Source organism: Streptomonospora halophila (genome assembly GCF_039542725.1).
GTDB lineage: Bacteria > Actinomycetota > Actinomycetes > Streptosporangiales > Streptosporangiaceae > Streptomonospora > Streptomonospora halophila.
The window spans coordinates 1-17,977 of the sequence record NZ_BAABIK010000027.1; the positions used below are offsets into that span (position 1 = coordinate 1).

The following is a 17,977-nucleotide window of genomic DNA, read 5'->3' on the forward strand; positions in this document are numbered from 1 at the left end:
ATGCCGGGGCCGAAGGCCGGGTGTTCCCTTGCGGAACTGCTCTAGAAGGTAATGGTGGATGCGGCCTCCGGCGCGGGCTCAGCCCTCGTTCGGCTCCTGCTGCTGTGCCAGGAACGTGATCATCGTCGCCTCGCCGGCCTCCAGATGGCCGATGAGCGCGGCGCGGGCCGCGGTCAGGTCCCTTCTGCCGATCGCTTCGCAGACCTCCTTGTGCTCGCTGACGACCTCGGTCATCCGGCCCTCGTAGCCCGGGGCGAGGTAGTGCCGGATGCGGTTGATCTGCTTCTCGTTCACGGCGTAGAAGCGCTTCACCCGCGAGTTGCCGGTCAGCGAGACGATGCGCTTGTGGAAGGCGTGGTCGCGGGCGAGGTAGTCCTCGTAGGGCCCCGGCGGACCCGGCCGCTGCGCCTCGTCGAAGAAGCCGGCGAGCTCGTCGACGGTCTCCTCGTCCCAGGTGCGAGCCAGCTCCTCCAGACCGGCCGGTTCCAGCAGCCGGCGCACCTGGTAGAGCTCGCGGACGTCCTCGACGTCGAAGCCCGCGACGGCGTAGCGCCCCCGCACGCGCATCGCGAGGCCGACGGCCTCCAGGCTCTGCATCGCGTCGCGGATGGGCGTGCGACTGACCCCGAGGGCCTCGGAGAGCTGGCGGTCGACCAGCGGTGTGCCCGGCGGCAGTTCGCAGCGCACGATGGCGCCCTCGATCGCCTCGTAGGCGGTCTCGCTCATCCGCGAGGTCTTGAGGGGGCCGTGTGCACGCATGGGGGCTAGCGCATCCATGTGACGCACGGTACATTGCGCTCTGGACCGCAACAAGGGGATATGGAATACCAAATGCCAAATCCCGCTACGGCGGTCGAACGCCCGGCGCGGGCCCGCCGGGCAGGGGACGCCTTTCGCGCGATGAGGGTCGGGAGTGAGTGGGATGGCCGAGGAGACGCCCGGTGGGAGCGGCACCGCCGTCGTGACGGAAAAGGCGCGCGTGGCCGCCGCGCCCGACTCGCGCGCGCCGTCCGGGACCCGGTGGCGACCCGCGGGATCGGGGCCGGGCGCCGGCGGCACAAGGAGCTGCCGGAGAAGGAAGCTGCGGATGCGCTGCAGACCCGCACCGCCGTCTGCGGCGGGGGCACCGGGTTCCGCCTGATCGCGGCACCGGCCGCCGGCCACGGTCGGTGCCCGTGGCGCCGCACCGGTTCCACGGCCTGCACGCGCATCTGGTGGCCTCGACCCCCGACACGACCGGAGGCTCGACCTCCGCAGGCTGCTCAGCACGCGGATCGAGGTGCGCGGCGGCGAGCCGGTGCCGCCGCAGACGCCGGGGCCCGGGTTCGGCTTCGTCCCTGAGGCGGTGGAACGCTATACCGTTCCCGGATCCGCGGTCACCGCCGCGGCCGGGCACGCGGGCGGCCGGCGCGCCGGGCGCCCGCCCACCGACACGTCCACGATTCACGAGGGAGCACGATGGCAGAGGAGAACGCCCCGCGCCGGACGGCGGTCGTCATGGCCGGCACCCGGGGCCTGGGCCAGGCCAGCGCGGCCGAGCTGCTGCGCGGCGGATTGCGGGTGGCCGTCTGCGGCCGCGACGCAGAGCGCCTGGAGGAGGCGGTGTCCGAGCTCGGCGCGGTCGCCGGGCCCGAGGCCGTGGCCGGCGTGCGCGCCGACGTCTCGTCCGCCGAGGAGGTCGAGGGCCTGGTCGACGGGGCCGTCCAGCGCTACGGCCGACTGGACGTGCTGGTCGTCAACGCCGGAGGCCCTCCGCCCGGCGACTTCGCCGACGTGAGCATGGACGACTGGGACGCCGCCTACGCGCTGACGCTGCGCAGCGCGGTCACCGCGATCCGATCCGCCGTTCCCGCGATGCGCGAAGGCGGGTTCGGGCGCATCGTGGTCATCGGCTCCTCCAGCGTCCGCCACCCCATCGGCGGTCTTGTGCTGTCCAACGTCTTCCGCCCCGCGCTCACGGGCCTGGTCAAGTCGCTGTCCACCGACCTCGCTCCGGACGGCATCACCGTCAACATGGTCTCGCCCGGGCGCATCGACACCGGGCGGGTGCGCACGCTGGACGAGCGCAAGGCCCAGCGCCAGGGCACCACCGCCGAGGAGGTGCGGCGCGGCGCGGAGGCCGCGATCCCGGCGGGCCGTTACGGGCGCCCCGAGGAGCTCGGAGCCATGGTCGGCTTCCTCGCTGAGGAGCGCGCCGGCTACGTCACCGGACAGAGCCTGCTGGTCGACGGCGGGCTCGTGCCGTCGCTGCCCTGAGGCGGCGCCCCCGCCCCCGCTCGCGTCCGTGCGCCGGCGCACGGACGGCCCGGCCGCGTCCGCGCGGACGCGGCCGGGCCCGCACCGGGAGGCGGCCACCGCCGCCTGCCACCCCCCGAAGGCCCGTCGCCGGCGGGCCGCCCGACCCTAGGGAGTTCGCATGTACCTGGCCACAGCACGCAGCGCCGCCGGTGAGGCCGCGGTCGTCGTCGACGGAGGACGCGGCGTCGCGGCCGCGGCCGACGTGCTCCCCGGCGCGCCCGCCACCGCGCTGGAGGTCGTCGAGCGCGTCGCCGAGTCCGACTTCGCCGCCGCCGTCCGCTCGGCCCCCGATTCGGCCTTCTCCCCGGTGGAGGGCACCGTCTTCGCCGCGCCCTACACCCGGCCGCGCAAGATCTGGGGCATCGGCCTGAACTATGTGGAGCACGCCTCGGACCTGACCGAGTCGGTGCCCGAGGAGCCCGCCTCCTTCATGAAGGGCGACCACACCATCATCGCGCCGGGCGAGGCGATCCCCCTGCCCGGCCAGAGCCGGCGGGTCACCGCCGAGGCCGAGTTGGGGCTGATCATCGGCCGGGAGTGCCGGAACGTGAGCGACGAGGACGCGCTCGGCCACGTGTGGGGCGTGTGCACGGTCCTGGACCAGACCGCCGAGGACATCCTGGCCCGCAATCCGCGCTTTCTGACCCGCAGCAAGAACTTCCCCGGGTTCTTCTCCTTCGGCCCGGCGATCGTGCCGCTGTCGGTCGCGCTGGCCGAGGCCGGCTCGCTCGGCCGGCTCAGCGTGACGACGGTGCTCAACGGCTCCGACGAGCGGGTCAACACCGTCGACCACATGCGCTACTCCCCCGAGTTCCTGGTGGGTTTCCACAGCCGCGTGATGCCGCTGTTCCCCGGCGACATCCTCTCCACCGGCACCCCCGGCGCGGTGCACCTCACGCCGGGCGACGTCGCCGGCTGCCGCATCCCGGGGGTCGGGGAGCTGTCCAACCCGGTGGTGCAGGGAGCCTGACCCGCCGCGCTCCGGGGCAGCGTGCCGCCCGGGGCGCAGCGGCGCCCGCCCCGCTACATCGCGGGATGTAGCCCGGATGGGGCGCGGAGTCGGACGCCCCGATGCGTACCGCCGCCCTAGCGTCGTCCTGTGCGCGCCCAGGCCCGCCCGCGCGAGCTGCGCGGGCGGGTGCGCGCACGGCCGGCACGGGCCGGCGGAGCGGTTGCGGCACGCGAGGAAGGGGGCGGCATCGGTGGACGGCGACAGCGGCGGCGAGGTGCGCGGACGGCGGCGGATCCCCTGGTGGGGGGTGCTCGGGCTGGCCGCCCTGGGCCTGCCGCGCGCCGTGGCCCACGACCTGGACCTGGTAGGGCCGGGCGTGAACACGGTCCTGGTCTTCGCGCCCGTGGTGGTGTGGGTCGCGGTGGCGGTACTGGGCAGGCTGCCCCGACCGGTGCTCGCGCTGCTGGCGGTGGGCGCGGTCTACGGCCTGCTGCTGGGAGCGGCGCACCAGATGCTGTGGACCCACAGCTTCGCGGGCCAGCCCCCGGAGCTGGGCGGCAGCCTCGCCGGCGTCCTGCCTCCGGCGGTGGAGAGCGCAGTGGTGCGCACGGCCGCGTTCGTCAGCAGCGTCGTCACCGGCGTCCTGGTCGGCGCGGTCAGCGGCGCTGCGGCGTGGCTGCTCTCCCGCCTCATGCCCGAGCGGACCCGGACGTGACGGTGGCCGCGGACTGCGGGCAGCCCAGCGCCCGCCCGGCGGAGTCGAGGGGCCGCCGCTATGCGGGTGTCCGTCCATTCCGCCGGTCCGGTTGGGGCGGCAGCCACCCGCCGACCGGGCGGACACGCCAGTGACGGGGCCTCCGGCCAGGCTCTGATGAGGTCACGCCCGCCGGTGTCAGCCGCGGGCCGCGACGACGACCAGGACCAGCCCGACGAGGCCGGCGAGCCCGCCCGCGGCCAGCATGCCGACGCCCACCCACAGGAACACGTCGAAGGCGCCCTCCTCGGTGCTCTCCACCGTCACGGGATCGCCGGGGTCGGCGGGGTCGTAGGCGACAGTCAACCGCTCGCCCTCGGCGTGGTCGTCCGGGTTCAGTCCGTTCAGCTTGACGTCGCTGTACTCGACGCCCTCGGCGCTGTAGTCGACGTAGACGGTGATGTCCACGTCGTCGCTGCCCTGGCCGTCGTCGCCGGAGCCGACGGTGTCCCGCTCGACCTCGACGGTGCTGACCACGGCCTCGGCCCGTCCCGTGTGCCCGCTGTAGTCGGCCTGCGCGATCAGCGTGAAGACCCCGCCGATGATCAGGAGCACGAGTGCGGCGATGCCGCACGGTATGGCGAACACGATGGCGAGGCCGCGCCGCGCCCCGCTGTCGGAGGATCCGGATGGTCCCGAGTACCGCTTCATGCCCGCCCTTTCCGAGGTTCCTGCACCGACGCCCGCTTGGACGCAGCAGACCGCCTCGGCGTTCCCTCGACCCGCCCGACCGCCCGCGGAGAGGGAGGTGCGAGGTACCTGCGGAGTTTCGGTTTCCGCCGCGGGGACCTCGGGTAGCCGGACATGCAACCCGCCGGGTGCTAACACCTTCGCCCGGCGGGCCAGTGTGGGCGGCCGCGCACCGCGGGCGCACCCCCACACGCTCCTCGCGCGAGCGCCCGCCCGCGGCGAAAGCCGGACGGGCCGGGCGCCTCCGCCGAGGGCCGCACCGAGCGGATCCGCCGACGCGGACGGTCCGGGACTCGCCGGCGTCGGCGGCCTACCGCGGGGTCGGCGCGGCGACCCGGGCCGGACGGCAACAGCGTCCGGCCCCGGTGCGGTTCTCCTCTGCTCTTGCCCGCCCCGCCCGCGGCCTCCGCTCGGCCGAACGGCCGGCCGGAGGCCGGGCGCTTCGCCGCCGACGGCGTCCCCGAAGCGTCGGAACCGCCCCGCCGCCGCGCGCATCGAACCCGGAATGCAGCGCGGACGGGCGGGACGAGCGGTGGGAGCCGGCATCGCGGACGGGGCCGGCGGGCCGGCGGGGCGGCGGCGGACCGCGCGGGCGCCGGTCCCGCGGGGGCCGGTCGCCGCCGCGGCCGCCGCGGGGGCGGCGTGGCCGGTCGTGCTCGCCGTCTCCGGTATCGGCGTCCAGCACCTGTTCTGGCGGGCCTACTCCCACACACTCCAGGAGGCCGCCTGGGTCGTCCTGTTCTCGGCGGCGGTCCCCCTCGGGGGAGCCCTGGCGGTCGGCCGCCTGCTGAGCCGCCGGGGTGCGGCGCACGGCGGGGCAGCGGCCGCGGTGGCACTGCTGCTGGCCTGCCCGACGGCGGTCTGGTCGGTGTGGAGGGCGTGGCAGCCGCCGGACCCGGCGACGTTCGCGCTGAGCGCTGCGCTGAGCGCGGGAGCGTTCGTGCTGGTCGTGCACCTGGCGCAGCGGCGAGCCCCGCTGCGCTGGGCGGCCGCCGGCAGTGCGCTGGCGCTGCTGGTCCTGGCGGCCGGCTGCGCCGCGGCCTTCCTCGGCGGAATGCGGGGCGAGGCCGCGGCGGCCGTGGAGTCCGCTGACGGCGCCGTTCCGGTCCTGGAGCATCCGCGCTGGGAGCTGCGGGAGGTCTGGGTCGGCGGCGACTCGCTGGTGCTGACCTACCGCCCGGACGGCCCGTCCGGCGGCGAACTGGAGGTCCGGGTCCCCACCGGTCCCGGCCACGGCGCCGGCGGCGACCCGTGCTCCGAGGGTGGCGGCGCCTGCGAGCGCCACGGGGTCGGCGTGCTGCACCGCGACACGACCGGCCGCCTCGAACTGCTCGTCCGCGGGGGCGGAGCCGCGACGCGCGTCGCGGCTCCGTTCACCGAGCCTTCGGCGCGCAGGGCCGACCTGCTGGAGGCCGGCGCCCACCTGCGCCCGGCCACCCCGGCCGAGCGCGGCGAACTGAAGCGCCTCGCCTTCCGCGGCCTCCTCCGCCACAACGTTCCCGGCCTCGCCCACTGGTGACACCCGGCCGGCGTTGAGCGGCCGATCCGGCCGGGCCGTCCTCCACCACCCATCCCCCGTTTCCGCCGACCGCCGTCGCCGAACCGCGCGCGGCGCCCCCGCGCCCCCGCCCTCGCCGACCGCCGGCATAGCCCGAACAGCGCTCGAACAACGGAAGCACCGAAGTCACGAGCTCGGCGCGAGCACCCGCCGCTCGTAGTCCGCGGCCGCCCGGAGCAGGGCGGCGTCGGCATGGAGACCGGCGATCAGCTGGAGGCCGACGGGGCCGCAGTCGGCCGGCGCCGCGGTCGGCAGACTGACGGCCGGATGGCCGGTGATGTTGAACAGCCAGGTCAGACCCACGCTCATCGCGTCGCCCGGTCCGCCGGGCCCGTGCGGCGGGTTCGGGGTGGTCGGAGTGGCCAGCAGGTCGAATCCGGCGAACAGCTCCGCCAGGCGCGCGGCGTTGCGGCCGCCGCACGGGGTGCCCTGCGGACGGGAGCGCAGGGCACGCCACTGCTCGGCCGGGTCGTCGAGGGCGAGGCCGGCCTCGTGCACCTCGACCCCTCCGCACCGCTCCCACTCGCCCAGCGCACGGGCGGCGGCCGCGGCCACGCCCGCGTGCACCCGGTTGAAGCCCAGGGTCGCCGACCACGCGACCCGCAGGCGGCGCCGGCGGCCGCCCGCCGAACGGGAGGCGTCCCGGGCTTCGCCGTCCCCCAGGACCGCGCGGCGGTAGAGCGCGATGTCGGCCACGCTGCGGGCGATGGGGCCGCCGACCGTCAGTCCTGCGGCGTCGCGGGAGGGCAGCAGGCCCGTCGTGGGCTTGTACCCGACCACGCCGCACCACGCGGCGGGGATGCGGGTGGAGCCGGCGCCGTCGCTGGCCGTGGCCATCGGCACCATGCCCGCCGCCACCGCCGCACCCGAACCCGCGGACGACCCGCCCGGGCTGGCCCCGGAGCGGCGCGGATTGGCCGTCGTGCCCCGGTCGGTCGCGCCCCAGGTCTTCCATTCGGTTCCGGGACCGGGCACGGCGGTCGCGCCCACGGGCACGGCTCCCGCCGCGACCAGCCGGCGTGCCTGGAAGGACTCGATGCCCTCGGACCGCTTCACACCGATGGGTACCCCGGCCAGCGGCAGGGCGGCGCCGCGCCCCAACGCGGCGTCGACGGCGGCCGCTCGCTCACGCGCCCATTCGTCCCAGACAGCGCAGAAGGCATTGGTGTCGCCGTCCAGCCGCCGGATCGCGGCAAGCGCGTCGGCGACCGCCGCCGAGGCGCTCGTCCGCCCCCGTGCAACGGCCGCCGCGATCCCGGCCGCGTCCGCGAGCCGGTCCTCATGCCCCGCACCCTTGCGCACGCCCACGATTGTGCCGTCCCGCGCGCGGGACCGCGCTGACCGCGCCCCGTCACCGCTCGGACGACACCGCAAGGACAGCCCGGCCTTCGGCCCGGCGCCGCCGGGCCCGGACCTCGTGGGCCCGAGCCGGCACCACCGGCCCCGGAGCCCTCGACCGGCGGCGCCAGCGTTCCGTTCGCGGCGCGGCAGCACCCGCCGCACCCCGCCGGGGGCGGGCCGGAGCGTCGCCGCGGCCGGTGATCCGGCGGCCGTCGCGGTGTCGGCCGACGTCCGGCCCCGCGCTGCGGCGGGCTTCGCGGGGCAGGCTCGGGCGGGTCAGCGGCCGCGCCAGGTCGGGGTGGTCTTGTCGGCGAAGGCGGCGACCGCGTTGCGGAAGTCCTCGCTGCCGTAGACCCGCTCGACGATGTCGCGGTCCGCGGGCAGACCGGCGCCGCGCAGGCGCCGCGCCGACTCCTTGGCCGCCCACATGCTCAGCGGGGCGTGCTCGGTGAGGCGGCCGGTCAGCTCCTCCGCGTCGGCGTCGAGGGAGTCCTCCGCGGCCAGCCGGGTGACGAACCCGGCGGCGTGGGCTTCGTCGGCGGTGAGCATCCGCGCGGTCAGCAGCAGGTCCAGCGTCCTCGCCGTGCCCAGGTGGTCGGCCAGCAGCGCGAAGGCCGGCATGGCCAGGCAGTTGCCGAGCGTGCGCGCGATCGGCACGCCGAAGCGGGCCGACGGAGCGGCGATGCGCAGGTCGCAGGCCGCGGCGATGGCCAGCCCGCCGCCCACGCAGTAGCCGCGCACGGCCGCGAGCGTGGGCACGCGCACCGCGGTGAGGCGGTCGATGACGGCGCCGATGCGCTGCTCGTAGGCGACGCCGTCGGCTCCGCCGGCGAACCCGGCGAACTGGCCGATGTCGGTGCCGGCCACGAAAGCGGCGCCCCCGGCGCCGGTCAGCAGGAGGACACGTACGTCGTCGTCGGCGTCGGCCCGCTCGCACGCCGCGGCCAAACCGTCGTACATCGCCCAGGTCATGGCGTTGCGGCGGGCAGGGCGGTTGAACGTCACCGCCAGCACGCCGCCGCGCCGCTCCATCAGCAGTTCCGGCCCGCCGTCCACTCCATCGCCGTGCGCCCCGCCCGCCGCCGCGTCCTCGCTCATGTGCCGCCTTCCCTCCGGCTCGACGCCCGTCCGGACCGGCGGGCCCGTAGGGCGCCGGCCCCGGGGGGCATTCTCGCCTGCACCCGTCCGCCGGTGCGCGGGCAGGGGCGGTCCCCGGCCGGCGCTCAGCCCTTCCGGCGCCGACCGCCGAGCAGCAGTTCCCGCAGCACCCCGAGCGCCAGGACCGTCCACACCAGGCAGTAGGCGCCGAAGAGCGCGCCGCCCGCGTCGGTGGCGATCGCCCGCCCGGTCATGCCGATCGCGCCGGCCGCGGCCACCAGGGCCGCCGCTCCCACCGGCAGGGCCGGCAGCCAGCGGGGGGCTCGGCGCACAGCGGGCAGCGCACCCGCGGCGAACAGCAGCAGGGCGGCGGCGCCGACGCCCGCGTTGGCCCACTGCGCCGCGGCGGCCTCGCCCGGCCCGTAGGCGGCGTAGCCGGACTCGGGCACCCGCGGGCCTCCGGTCACGCCCAGGCGCCCGTCGAGCGCGTAGTGGACCTTGGATGCGACGTACGGAGCCGTCCACGCGGCGGCGGCCACCGCCCACCCGCTCCGAGCGCGCCGCCCGCGCCGACCGGGACCGGGCGCGGCCCCGCCCTCTCGGCGCATGGCCGGACCGCGGACGCCGCGTGGTTCCGTGTGGGGTTCCATGGCCACCACTCTCGCTCGGGCGTCCGGGCGCGCTGCTCCCCCGCGCGGGGCAACCGCGGCTTCGGGCCTCCCCCGCGCGGCGCGGGCGCCCTCAGCGCGTGTCCGGCCCTTCGGGGGCGGCGCCTCCCGGCGGCGGCTCCTGCTGCCCCCGGCGGTCCGCGGAGCCACCACCGTCCGCGCCTCGGGCCGGGCTGTTGCCCTCGTTCTCCGCGAACCGGCCGGCGACCACGATGTCGGTCGAGGAGTGGGCCAGGATCGACAGCACGATGGCCAGAGCCGCCAGGTGGAACAGCTCGTCGCTGCGCCCCAAATCCGACTCCAGCACCAGCAGGCCGTAGACGACCGAGGCGAAGCCCTTGGGGCCGAACCAGGCGACCGCGGCCCGCTCCCGCTTACCCAGCTCCGAGCCGGTCAGCGCCGCCAGCATCGCGGCGGGGCGGGCCGCCAGCAGCACGAGCACCGCGAAGGCCCACCCGCTCAGCGGGATCTCGGCGAGGAAGGACGGCGACATCAGCGCGCCGAAGGCCAGCAGGGCCGCGAGCTTGAGCAGCTCGGCGACCGACTCGCCGAACCTGTCGAAGGCGGCACGCATCTCCGGGCTCGCCGAAGCGATCGTCACCCCCGCGGTGAAGGCGGCGAGGAACATGTTGGCGTGCACAAGCCGGCACACCGCCAGAATCGCCAGGCCGATGGCGAAGGCGCCCAGGGGCTCGTAGCGGGTGGTCGCGGTCAGGCCGGGCAGCCGCTCCAGCGCGATCCCGCCGAGGGCGAACCCCACGCCCACGAGCACGCCCAGGCCCAGTTCCGCCGCCAGCGACGCCGGGTGCGGCGGCTGGTCCGCGGCCAGCGACAGCAGGACGACGACGACGGGCAGCGCGAGCCCGTCGTTGAGCCCCGATTCGACGTTGAGCAGGTGGCGCACGCGGTAGGGCACCCGCTCGCGGGCGATCAGCGCGGCGGCGAAGACGGGGTCGGTCGGCGAGAGCACGGCCGCGATCAGCAGGGCCTCAGGCCAGTCCAGCCCGGCCAGGTAACGGGCCAGCAGTGCGATCAGCGCGAAGGTGGCCGGCATGCCGAGCCCGAGGGCGCGGGCGGGCAGCCTCCAGTGGGCGCGCAGATCCTTGACGTCCAGCCGCATGCCGTCGGTGAACAGCACGGCGAACAGCGCGCCCTCGGCCAGCAGCCGCACCGAGTGGGTCCCGCCCGACAGCGGCACCAGGCCGAGGACCCCCTGGCCGAGGACGAACCCGGCGACCAGGAACAGCGCGGCCGTGGAGAGCACGGTCCGGTGCGCGATGCCCGAAACCAGCACCGCCGCGAACAGCACCACAGCAAAGGCCAGCACCAGCTCGATCAACGTCGGCACCCCTCAGCCGCGCGGGACCGCGGTCGTCGTCCGTCATCGGGGCGCGGGCCGATGCCCCGCCCAGCGTCGTCCGCGCGGGCGCCTACCCGCGTCGCCCGGAGGCCAACCGGCGCGCTGGGGAGGGGTGCGCGGCCGCACACGCCGCGGCCGCCGGGCGGGCCGCGCCACGGGCGGCCGCGCCGCTACCCGGCGCCGTCTGCGGCGGCGACGAGCGCCGCGACGTCGATCTTGCGCATGCCCATCATCGCGTCGATGGCGCGCCCGGCCCGCGCCGGATCGGGGTCGGTGGTCAGCTCCGTGAGCTTGCGCGGCACGATCTGCCAGGACAGGCCGTAGCGGTCCTTGAGCCAGCCGCACTGGCTCTCCTGCCCGCCGCCTTCCAGCAGGCGGGACCAGTAGTAGTCGACCTCCTCCTGGTCGGCGCAGTCGACGTAGAGCGAGACGGCTTCGTTGAAGGTGAAGACGGGGCCGGCGTCGAGGGCCAGGAAGCGCTGGCCCGCCAGGTCGAAGGCCACCGTCTTGACGGCCACGTCGCTGTCGGGCGCCATCTTGCCGTAGTCGTTGATCTCCACGATCCGCGCGTCGTCGAACACGGAGGTGTAGAACCGGGCGGCCTCCTCGGCCTGGGTGTCGAACCACAGGTGCGTCATGATCTTCTGCATGGCAGGCTCCTCACGCTGTGCGGACCCGGACGGCCCGCCTGCCCGAGGGCACCGCACCGCGGTGCCGGAAGGTGGACTTGCGCGGGCGCGCGGACTCATCGCGGTGCGCCCGGGTTTTCGCAGCGGGTCCCGCCCCCTCCGGGGCGGCGTCCCCGATGGGGTGATACCCCCGCGGGGCGCTTACGACCGCGCCGCTTCGCGCGCGGGCGGCTCCCGCCTCAGTCCAGGCCGATGCGGTGCAGGCGCACGTCGCTCAGCCGCCCGTCGGCGGCGGTGGCCGTCATGTAGGTGTGGTGGGGCTGGCGCCGGCGGTCGGTGGGCGATCCGGGGTTGAGCAGCCGCAGCCCGTTGGGGGCGGTGGTGTCCCAGGGGATGTGGGAGTGGCCGAACACGAGCGCGTCGGCGTCGCCGAACCGCTCGGCGCACCGCCTCTCGCGGCCCTTGGCCTGCCCGGTCTCGTGGACCACGGCCAGGCGCACCCCCTCCAGGGTCGCGCGGGCGAACTCGGGCAGCCGCGCGCGCAGCTCAGGGCCGTCGTTGTTGCCGTAGACCGCCACCAGCCGGCGCGCCCGCGCCTGCAGGTCCTCCAGCGAGGCCAGGTCCACCCAGTCGCCGGCGTGCACCACCGCATCGGCGCGCTCGACCTCGGCGCCGACCTCGGCGGGAAGCCCGCGCGCCCGCCGCGGGATGTGGGTGTCGGAGATGATCAGCAGCCGCATGCGGCTCAACGTAGCGTTCCCCGCCCCGGGGGTGCGCGCGTCCGCGCCCGGACACGGCCGGGGCGCTGCCGGGCGGCCTGTTCCGGCCTCCCCGCGCGATTGACTTCAAGTTAACTTGAGATTTTAGTGTCGGCCGTGCAGTCGGAGCGGTGGCCGGACCGCCGTCCCCCCGCCTCCGCACGCCGCCGAGCACGGACAGGATGAAAGGCCTATGAGCATAGAGATCAGTGCGTGGACCTCGATGTACCACGCCGTACACGCGCCGAACGACACGCGTCCGTTCTCAGCGGCCACGCTGAGGCGCATCGGCCGCTTCGCCCGGCCGCACAAGCGCGCACTCATCGCGTTCGTCCTGCTCAGCAGCGTCACCGCCGCCCTCGCGGTGGCGACTCCCCTGCTGGCCGGGCGCATCGTCGACGCGATCACCGCCTCCGAGCCGTTCGCAACGGTGGTGGCGCTGGCGGTGCTGATCTCGGCGATCGCCTTGGCCGAGGCGGGCCTGGGTCTGCTGACCCGGTGGTTCTCGGCCCGGATCGGCGAGGGCCTGATCCTGGACCTGCGCTCGGCCGTCTACGACCACGTGCAGCGCATGCCGATCGCCTTCTTCACCCGGACCCGCACGGGCGCCCTGGTCAGCCGGTTGAACAACGACGTCATCGGAGCCCAGCGGGCGTTCTCCGACACCCTCTCGGGTGTTGTGGGCAACCTGGTGACGCTGCTGCTGACACTGGCGGCCATGCTCGTGCTGTCCTGGCAGGTCACGCTCGTGTCGCTGCTGCTGCTCCCGGTCTTCGTGATCCCCGCGCGGCGGATGGGCGGCCGCCTGGCGCGGCTGGACCGCGAGGCCGCGGACCACAACGCGGCCATGGGCGACCGGATGACCGAACGGTTCTCGGCGAGTGGAGCCGTGCTGATCAAGCTGTTCGGCCGACCCGAGCAGGAGTCCGACGAGTTCCGCGCGCGGGCGCGCCGGGTACGCGACATCGGCGTGCGCACCGCCATGCTGCAGACGACGTTCATGACGGCGCTGACGCTGGTCTCCGCACTCGCGCTGGCCTTCGTCTACGGGCTCGGGGGGTTCCTGGCGCTGAGCGGCACGCTGAAGGCCGGGGCCGTGGTGGCGCTGGCGATGCTGCTGACCCGGCTCTACGCCCCGCTGACCGAACTGGCCGGCGCCCGGGTCGAGGTCATGAGCGCCCTGGTCAGCTTCGAGCGGGTGTTCGAGGTGCTCGACCTGAAGCCGCTGATCACGGAACGGGCGGACGCCGTGGCCGTGCCCGAGGGCCCGGTCTCCGTGGAGTTCGACGGCGTCGGGTTCGCCTATCCCAGCGCCGACAAGGTCTCCCTGGCCTCACTGGAGGAGGTCGCCGACCTGGACACCCGCGCCGGCAAGCAGGTCCTGCACGAGGTGTCCTTCCGCGCCGAGCCGGGGCAGACGGTGGCGCTGGTGGGCTCGTCGGGCGCCGGCAAGTCCACCATCGCCTCGCTGCTGCCGCGGCTCTACGACGCCGACAGCGGAGCCGTGCGGCTGGGCGGGGTGGACGTGCGCGGCCTGACGGCCGCGTCCCTGCGCTCCGCCCTGGGCATGGTCACCCAGGACGGCCACCTGTTCCACGACACCGTACGCGCCAACCTGCAGCTGGCCCGGCCGGGCGCCGAGGAGTCCGAGCTGTGGGGGGCGCTGCGCCGCGCGCGCCTGGACGACCTGGTCGCCTCGCTGCCCGACGGCCTCGACACCGTGGTGGGCGAGCGCGGCTACCGCTTCTCCGGCGGCGAGCGCCAGCGGCTGACGGTGGCGCGGCTGCTGCTGGCCCGGCCCCGGGTGGTGATCCTGGACGAGGCGACGGCCCACCTGGACTCCACCTCCGAGGCGGCGGTGCAGGAGGCGCTCGCTGAGGCGCTGGAGGGCCGCACCGCGGTGGTGATCGCCCACCGGCTCTCCACGGTGCGCGCGGCCGACATGATCCTGGTGGTCGAGGACGGCCGGATCGTGGAGCGCGGCACCCATGAGGAGCTGCTGGCGGCCGGCGGCCGCTACGAGGTCCTGTACCGGACGCAGTTCGCCGGCTCCGACCGTTCCGCGGCCGCGGAGTCCCTCGACCCGGCGGCTCCGGTGCGCTGAGCCGGCCGGGGTTGGTGCACCGGAGGCGGGCCGGGTCCGGCGGCGGCGCCGGGGCCTGGTCCGCCGACCGGACCCGGCGCCCGCTCAGCCCCGGCCCTCGGGCTCCTCGGTCGCGATGTAGGCGGCGGTGGTGCGGTCGGCGGCGGCGCGGGCCGCCTCTTCGCCGGTGCCGAACTCGACGTTGGCCCGGCGCCACCGGTCGCTGCTCAGCTCGACGAACCGCCGCCCCTCGTCGGAGGCCATCCAGCTCTCGATCTCGGCCGCGTCGGCGCTCTCGCCGCCGGCCAGGTGCTCGCCCAGCCCCATCAGAGCCATGTCCCAGCCGACGCCCGCGGCACCCGGGCCGAACGACTCCCAGGCCTCGTCGTCGACGTGGGCGATGTGGACCAGCTCCAGCCGGGTGCCGGCGGGCTCGGCGGCCAGGCCGACCTCGATCCAGCTGACCTGGCCGCCGGACTCCCAGGTGGCGGTGAAGGACGTGGGCGGGTCGCAGGCGGTGATCGTGCCGCCGGCGTGGCCCTCCAGCCGGTAGTGGCCGCCTTCGCGCAGGTCGCCCGAGACGGGCAGGAACCAGCGCGGGATGCGCTCGGGGTTGGTCAAGGCGTCCCAGACGTCCTCGACGCGCACCTCGTAGGTCTGGCCGATGGTCAGCACGCGCGCCTCGCCCGCGTCGAGCATCCGGGTACCCAGACGCCTGCGTACTGCGCTGATCTGGTGGTCTACGTCGATCACTGTGGTCTCCTCACGAGCCTCGGTGGTGGTCCGGCTCGGGTGCGTCCCGTCCCCGCCGGCGCGGCGCTCGCGGAGGCGGCGCGCGCCCGGCCCGGGCCGGCTCCGCGCCCACGGTGTCGAGGCGGGGCTCCCAGAAGCCGCGGAACCGGTCAAGCCATACGTCGATGTCGCGCAGGGGCCCGGAGTCGACCGCGTACAACCGCCGCGCCCCCTCCCGGCGCACGGTGGCGAACCCGGTCTCACGCAGCACCTTGAGGTGCCGGGAGACGGCGGGCCGGCCGATTCCGAACTCCTCGCAGATGACCGCGCTCATCGCTCCGGAGGTCGACTCCCCCTCCCTGAGCAGTTCGAGGATGCGGCGGCGCACAGGGTCGCCGAGCACGTCGAACGCGTTCATGGCGCCAACTTACGGCCGCGGCTTATATAAGCAAGCATTCACGTACCCGTGTCGCGGACGCCGCGAGCCGCACCCGAACCGCACCCGGGCCGGGGCCGCCGTCCCCGTGCCGGGGCCCGGGCAGGAGGTACTACAGTCTGTCGTATGCGTGGTCTCCCAGCTCCGGCCCCCTTTGCGGCCGACGAAATCCTCCTGCTGAACCTGCCCCTGTGGGCCTGGCAGATCGCGCTGGCCGTGGTCGGGGTCGTCGTCCTGGCGCTGCTGGCGCGCACCGTGTGGCAGCCGACCACCGCGGCGCTGCGCTGGTGGGGCCTGGGCAACATCGTGGTCAACGTCGGGATCGCGGTGACCGGAGCGACGGTGCGGGTGACCTCCTCCGGCCTGGGCTGCTCGGAGTGGCCCCGCTGCACCGAGGAGAGCTTCGTCCCCGTCGACACCGGCCACTCGGCGATCAACGCCGCCATCGAGTTCGGCAACCGCACGTTGACGTTCCTGGTGCTGGCCGTGGGCGTCATCGTCTTCATCGCCACCCTGCGCATGCGGCCCCGCCGCCGCGACCTGCTCGCCTACGCCACGCTCATCCCGCTCGGCGTCCTCGGCCAGGCCGTGGTCGGCGGCATCACCGTCTGGAGCGACCTGCACCCGGCCTCGGTGGCGTCCCACTTCCTGCTGTCGATGCTGGTCGTGGTGCCGGCCGTGGCCTACTACGTGCGCTGCCGCGAGCCGCGGGGCCTGCTGCGCCCCACCGTCGCCCGGCCGGTGCGCCTGCTGGCCACCGCCCTGCTCCCGCTGGGGTTCGCGCTGCTGGTGGCCGGCACGGTGGTCACCGGCACCGGCCCGCACGGCGGCGACGCCGACGCTCCGCGCTGGGGCTTCGACATGGTGGCGGTCGCCCGCATCCACTCCGGGCTGGCCTGGGCCCTGCTGGCGGGCTGCGCCGCGCTGGCGGTCGCCTCCACCGTGCGCCGCGCGCCCGCCCCGCTGCGCACGGCCGCCCGGCTGCTGCTGGCGGCCGTGCTCGCCCAGGGCGCGCTGGGCTACACCCAGTACCTGCTCGGCCTGCCGGAATGGCTGGTGGTGCTGCACGTGCTGGGGTCGGGCCTGGTGTGGGTGGCCGTCCTGCGCGTCTACTTCGCCACCGCCGAGCGGGTGGAGGTCACCAGCCCCCGCCCGGCCCCGGCTGCTGCGGGGGATGCGGCGGCTGCCCGGGACTAGGCGGCCCGGCGCCGGGCGCGCCCGGCGCGGGCGGAGGGCCCTGCGGCGGAGGCTGGCCCTGGGCGGCGCGCTGCTGCTGGGCCTGGGCGATGACGTGCGCGAAGTCGGCGCGCTGCAGGAAACCGGAGTCGGTCGCCTGGGGGGCCCAGGCCGGGACGACCGGCTGCTGCATGTGGCCGAGGAACGCCGTGCGCGCCGCGTGCATCAGCGCGAGGAAGCTGTCGCGCCGCTCCTGCCAGGCCGGGCGGGCCACTCCGCGCGCCAGGCGCTGGTGCAGCAGCGCCAGCTCGGTCGCCGCCAGCTGGTAGTCCTTCATCGCCCGCCGCCCGCGCTGGCCGGCGTTGCGCTGCGCCCACGAGCGTGCGCCCCGGCGCCCCGGGATCGAGCTGAGCATGCGCACGTCGGCCGGGGTCACCAGGCCGGTGGAGACGTAGGGAGGCAGGAAGTGCGCGATCGCGGCCACCTGCCGGCGGCGGTCCTGCACGGCCAGCACGATGATCGACACCAGCACGAAGAACAGCACCACGTAGGCGATGCCGAACCCGATCCAGCCGAAGGCGGTGGAGGCGTTCCACAGCCCGTGCAGCACCACGGCGCCGAGCCAGCCCAGCACCGGTGCGAACAGCCGCCCGCCGCCGCGGTTGATGGCGGCGTAGGCGACGCCGATGCCGATCATCGAGGTGTAGAGCGGGTGGCCGAACGGCGAGACGAGCCCGCGCAGCACGAACGTGAAGCCGAGGCCGAAGGCGCCCTCGCTCATGTAGGAGCTGAGGAAGTAGAGGATGTTCTCGGTGAAGGCGAACCCGGTGGCCACCATCGCGGCGTAGATGACGCCGTCGGTGAGCGAGTCGAGCTCGTAGCGGCGCCGCCAGAGCAGGATGAGCAGCACCAGGCCCTTGGCGCTCTCCTCGACCAGCGGAGCACCCACCGCGGTCGAGACGAAGTCGCCCATGGACTGCCCGAACGCGGGGACCGTCACGAGCGCCATGCCCGCCGTGTTGAGGATGAAGGAGACCACCACGGCCACGCCCGCGCCCCACAGGAACGCGAAGAGCAGGACCATCCCGGGCTCGGGTTCGAGCCGGTCGAGCGTGAGGATGAGGGGCACCAGGATCGCCACGGGGATGATCGCGGCGACCAGGCTGATGACGAACCCCACGACACCGGCGACGCCGCCGCCGGCCAGGCCTGACCACAGCAGGTAGCCCATCATGGCCAGCATGCAGAGCACGCTGATGATGATGCCGATGGTGAGTCCGACGGAGCGGCGGCCGGGTTTGCGGCCCTCCAGGATGGCTTTCGCGTCTAGTGCGGGCATGGCCTCAGATCGTAGTGGTTTCCGGGAGTGCGCAGGCATGGCGACAGCCGCTCCATCAGCGCGATCGCCGAAGTGCCGGGGTGATTCCGGCCCGGCCTCGGCGGC

The 17,977-nt window shown here is 75.3% G+C and carries 17 protein-coding genes; 6 read left to right on the forward strand and 11 right to left on the reverse strand.

Annotated elements, in window-relative coordinates:
- Positions 1-78: 78 nt before the first annotated feature.
- Positions 79-777: a GntR family transcriptional regulator gene (locus ABEA15_RS20040; protein WP_344144163.1), complete on the reverse strand. Its 699-nt coding sequence runs from the start codon at positions 775-777 to the stop codon at positions 79-81.
- Positions 778-1,458: 681 nt separating this feature from the next.
- On the opposite strand from ABEA15_RS20040, the gene ABEA15_RS20045 reads away from it, so the two are divergent.
- From ABEA15_RS20045 to ABEA15_RS20055, 3 genes are all read left to right on the forward strand, one after another.
- Positions 1,459-2,256, forward strand: a complete 798-nt coding sequence (locus ABEA15_RS20045; RefSeq protein ID WP_345558207.1) for an SDR family oxidoreductase — start codon at positions 1,459-1,461, stop codon at positions 2,254-2,256.
- Positions 2,257-2,416: 160 nt separating this feature from the next.
- Positions 2,417-3,268, forward strand: coding sequence for a fumarylacetoacetate hydrolase family protein (locus ABEA15_RS20050; RefSeq protein ID WP_345558209.1), 852 nt, complete (start codon positions 2,417-2,419; stop codon positions 3,266-3,268).
- 232 nt (positions 3,269-3,500) lie between these two features.
- Entirely contained in the window at positions 3,501-3,965 is a 465-nt protein-coding gene (locus ABEA15_RS20055; protein WP_345558211.1) for a hypothetical protein, read from the forward strand.
- 177 nt (positions 3,966-4,142) lie between these two features.
- Here the strand turns inward: ABEA15_RS20055 and ABEA15_RS20060 are convergent, their stop codons facing one another.
- Positions 4,143-4,592, reverse strand: coding sequence for a DUF3592 domain-containing protein (locus tag ABEA15_RS20060; protein WP_345558213.1), 450 nt, complete (start codon positions 4,590-4,592; stop codon positions 4,143-4,145).
- Between the two features lie 634 nt (positions 4,593-5,226).
- On the opposite strand from ABEA15_RS20060, the gene ABEA15_RS20065 reads away from it, so the two are divergent.
- A complete protein-coding gene (locus tag ABEA15_RS20065) occupies positions 5,227-6,213 on the forward strand; it encodes a hypothetical protein (RefSeq protein ID WP_345558215.1) in 987 nt (328 codons plus the stop codon).
- Positions 6,214-6,378: 165 nt separating this feature from the next.
- Here ABEA15_RS20065 and ABEA15_RS20070 read toward each other — a convergent pair whose 3' ends face one another.
- The 6 genes from ABEA15_RS20070 to ABEA15_RS20095 all read right to left on the reverse strand — a co-directional run bounded on the left by ABEA15_RS20070 (position 6,379) and on the right by ABEA15_RS20095 (position 12,088).
- Entirely contained in the window at positions 6,379-7,554 is a 1,176-nt protein-coding gene (locus tag ABEA15_RS20070; RefSeq protein WP_345558217.1) for an amidase family protein, read from the reverse strand.
- 315 nt (positions 7,555-7,869) lie between these two features.
- Positions 7,870-8,691, reverse strand: coding sequence for an enoyl-CoA hydratase (locus ABEA15_RS20075; RefSeq protein WP_345558219.1), 822 nt, complete (start codon positions 8,689-8,691; stop codon positions 7,870-7,872).
- 125 nt (positions 8,692-8,816) lie between these two features.
- Positions 8,817-9,230, reverse strand: coding sequence for a hypothetical protein (locus ABEA15_RS20080; protein ID WP_345558221.1), 414 nt, complete (start codon positions 9,228-9,230; stop codon positions 8,817-8,819).
- A gap of 202 nt (positions 9,231-9,432) precedes the next feature.
- A complete protein-coding gene (locus ABEA15_RS20085) occupies positions 9,433-10,698 on the reverse strand; it encodes a cation:proton antiporter domain-containing protein (protein ID WP_345558223.1) in 1,266 nt (421 codons plus the stop codon).
- Between the two features lie 191 nt (positions 10,699-10,889).
- Positions 10,890-11,369, reverse strand: a complete 480-nt coding sequence (locus ABEA15_RS20090) for a VOC family protein (RefSeq protein WP_344144141.1) — start codon at positions 11,367-11,369, stop codon at positions 10,890-10,892.
- Between the two features lie 218 nt (positions 11,370-11,587).
- Positions 11,588-12,088, reverse strand: a complete 501-nt coding sequence (locus ABEA15_RS20095; RefSeq protein WP_345558225.1) for a metallophosphoesterase family protein — start codon at positions 12,086-12,088, stop codon at positions 11,588-11,590.
- Between the two features lie 211 nt (positions 12,089-12,299).
- Between ABEA15_RS20095 and ABEA15_RS20100 the strand changes: the two genes are divergently transcribed.
- On the forward strand, positions 12,300-14,210 hold the full coding sequence (locus ABEA15_RS20100) for an ABC transporter ATP-binding protein (RefSeq protein WP_345558227.1): 1,911 nt from the start codon (positions 12,300-12,302) through the stop codon (positions 14,208-14,210).
- 84 nt (positions 14,211-14,294) lie between these two features.
- Here ABEA15_RS20100 and ABEA15_RS20105 read toward each other — a convergent pair whose 3' ends face one another.
- Positions 14,295-14,942: an SRPBCC family protein gene (locus ABEA15_RS20105; RefSeq protein ID WP_345558229.1), complete on the reverse strand. Its 648-nt coding sequence runs from the start codon at positions 14,940-14,942 to the stop codon at positions 14,295-14,297.
- A gap of 10 nt (positions 14,943-14,952) precedes the next feature.
- Positions 14,953-15,339: an ArsR/SmtB family transcription factor gene (locus ABEA15_RS20110; RefSeq protein ID WP_344144133.1), complete on the reverse strand. Its 387-nt coding sequence runs from the start codon at positions 15,337-15,339 to the stop codon at positions 14,953-14,955.
- A gap of 144 nt (positions 15,340-15,483) precedes the next feature.
- Between ABEA15_RS20110 and ABEA15_RS20115 the strand changes: the two genes are divergently transcribed.
- Positions 15,484-16,554 (forward strand): COX15/CtaA family protein, encoded by a 1,071-nt coding sequence (locus tag ABEA15_RS20115; RefSeq protein WP_345558231.1) that lies wholly within the window; start codon positions 15,484-15,486, stop codon positions 16,552-16,554.
- Here the strand turns inward: ABEA15_RS20115 and ABEA15_RS20120 are convergent.
- Complete coding sequence (locus ABEA15_RS20120) at positions 16,496-17,872, reverse strand: PrsW family intramembrane metalloprotease (RefSeq protein ID WP_345558233.1); 1,377 nt, start codon at positions 17,870-17,872, stop codon at positions 16,496-16,498. The two genes, ABEA15_RS20115 and ABEA15_RS20120, sit on opposite strands and share 59 nt — an antisense overlap.
- Between the last annotated feature and the right edge of the window lie 105 nt (positions 17,873-17,977).

Bases quoted from the DNA above. Each gene is read 5' to 3' on its own strand.
- ABEA15_RS20120 (WP_345558233.1), bottom strand. From the start codon at position 17,872: ATGCCCGCACTAGACGCGAAAGCCATCCTGGAGGGCCGCAAACCCGGC.
- ABEA15_RS20075 (WP_345558219.1), bottom strand. From the start codon at position 8,691: ATGAGCGAGGACGCGGCGGCGGGCGGGGCGCACGGCGATGGAGTGGAC.
- ABEA15_RS20090 (WP_344144141.1), bottom strand. From the start codon at position 11,369: ATGCAGAAGATCATGACGCACCTGTGGTTCGACACCCAGGCCGAGGAG.
- ABEA15_RS20040 (WP_344144163.1), bottom strand. From the start codon at position 777: ATGGATGCGCTAGCCCCCATGCGTGCACACGGCCCCCTCAAGACCTCG.
- ABEA15_RS20100 (WP_345558227.1), top strand. From the start codon at position 12,300: ATGAGCATAGAGATCAGTGCGTGGACCTCGATGTACCACGCCGTACAC.
- ABEA15_RS20110 (WP_344144133.1), bottom strand. From the start codon at position 15,339: ATGAACGCGTTCGACGTGCTCGGCGACCCTGTGCGCCGCCGCATCCTC.
- ABEA15_RS20045 (WP_345558207.1), top strand. From the start codon at position 1,459: ATGGCAGAGGAGAACGCCCCGCGCCGGACGGCGGTCGTCATGGCCGGC.
- ABEA15_RS20115 (WP_345558231.1), top strand. From the start codon at position 15,484: ATGCGTGGTCTCCCAGCTCCGGCCCCCTTTGCGGCCGACGAAATCCTC.
- ABEA15_RS20050 (WP_345558209.1), top strand. From the start codon at position 2,417: ATGTACCTGGCCACAGCACGCAGCGCCGCCGGTGAGGCCGCGGTCGTC.
- ABEA15_RS20095 (WP_345558225.1), bottom strand. From the start codon at position 12,088: ATGCGGCTGCTGATCATCTCCGACACCCACATCCCGCGGCGGGCGCGC.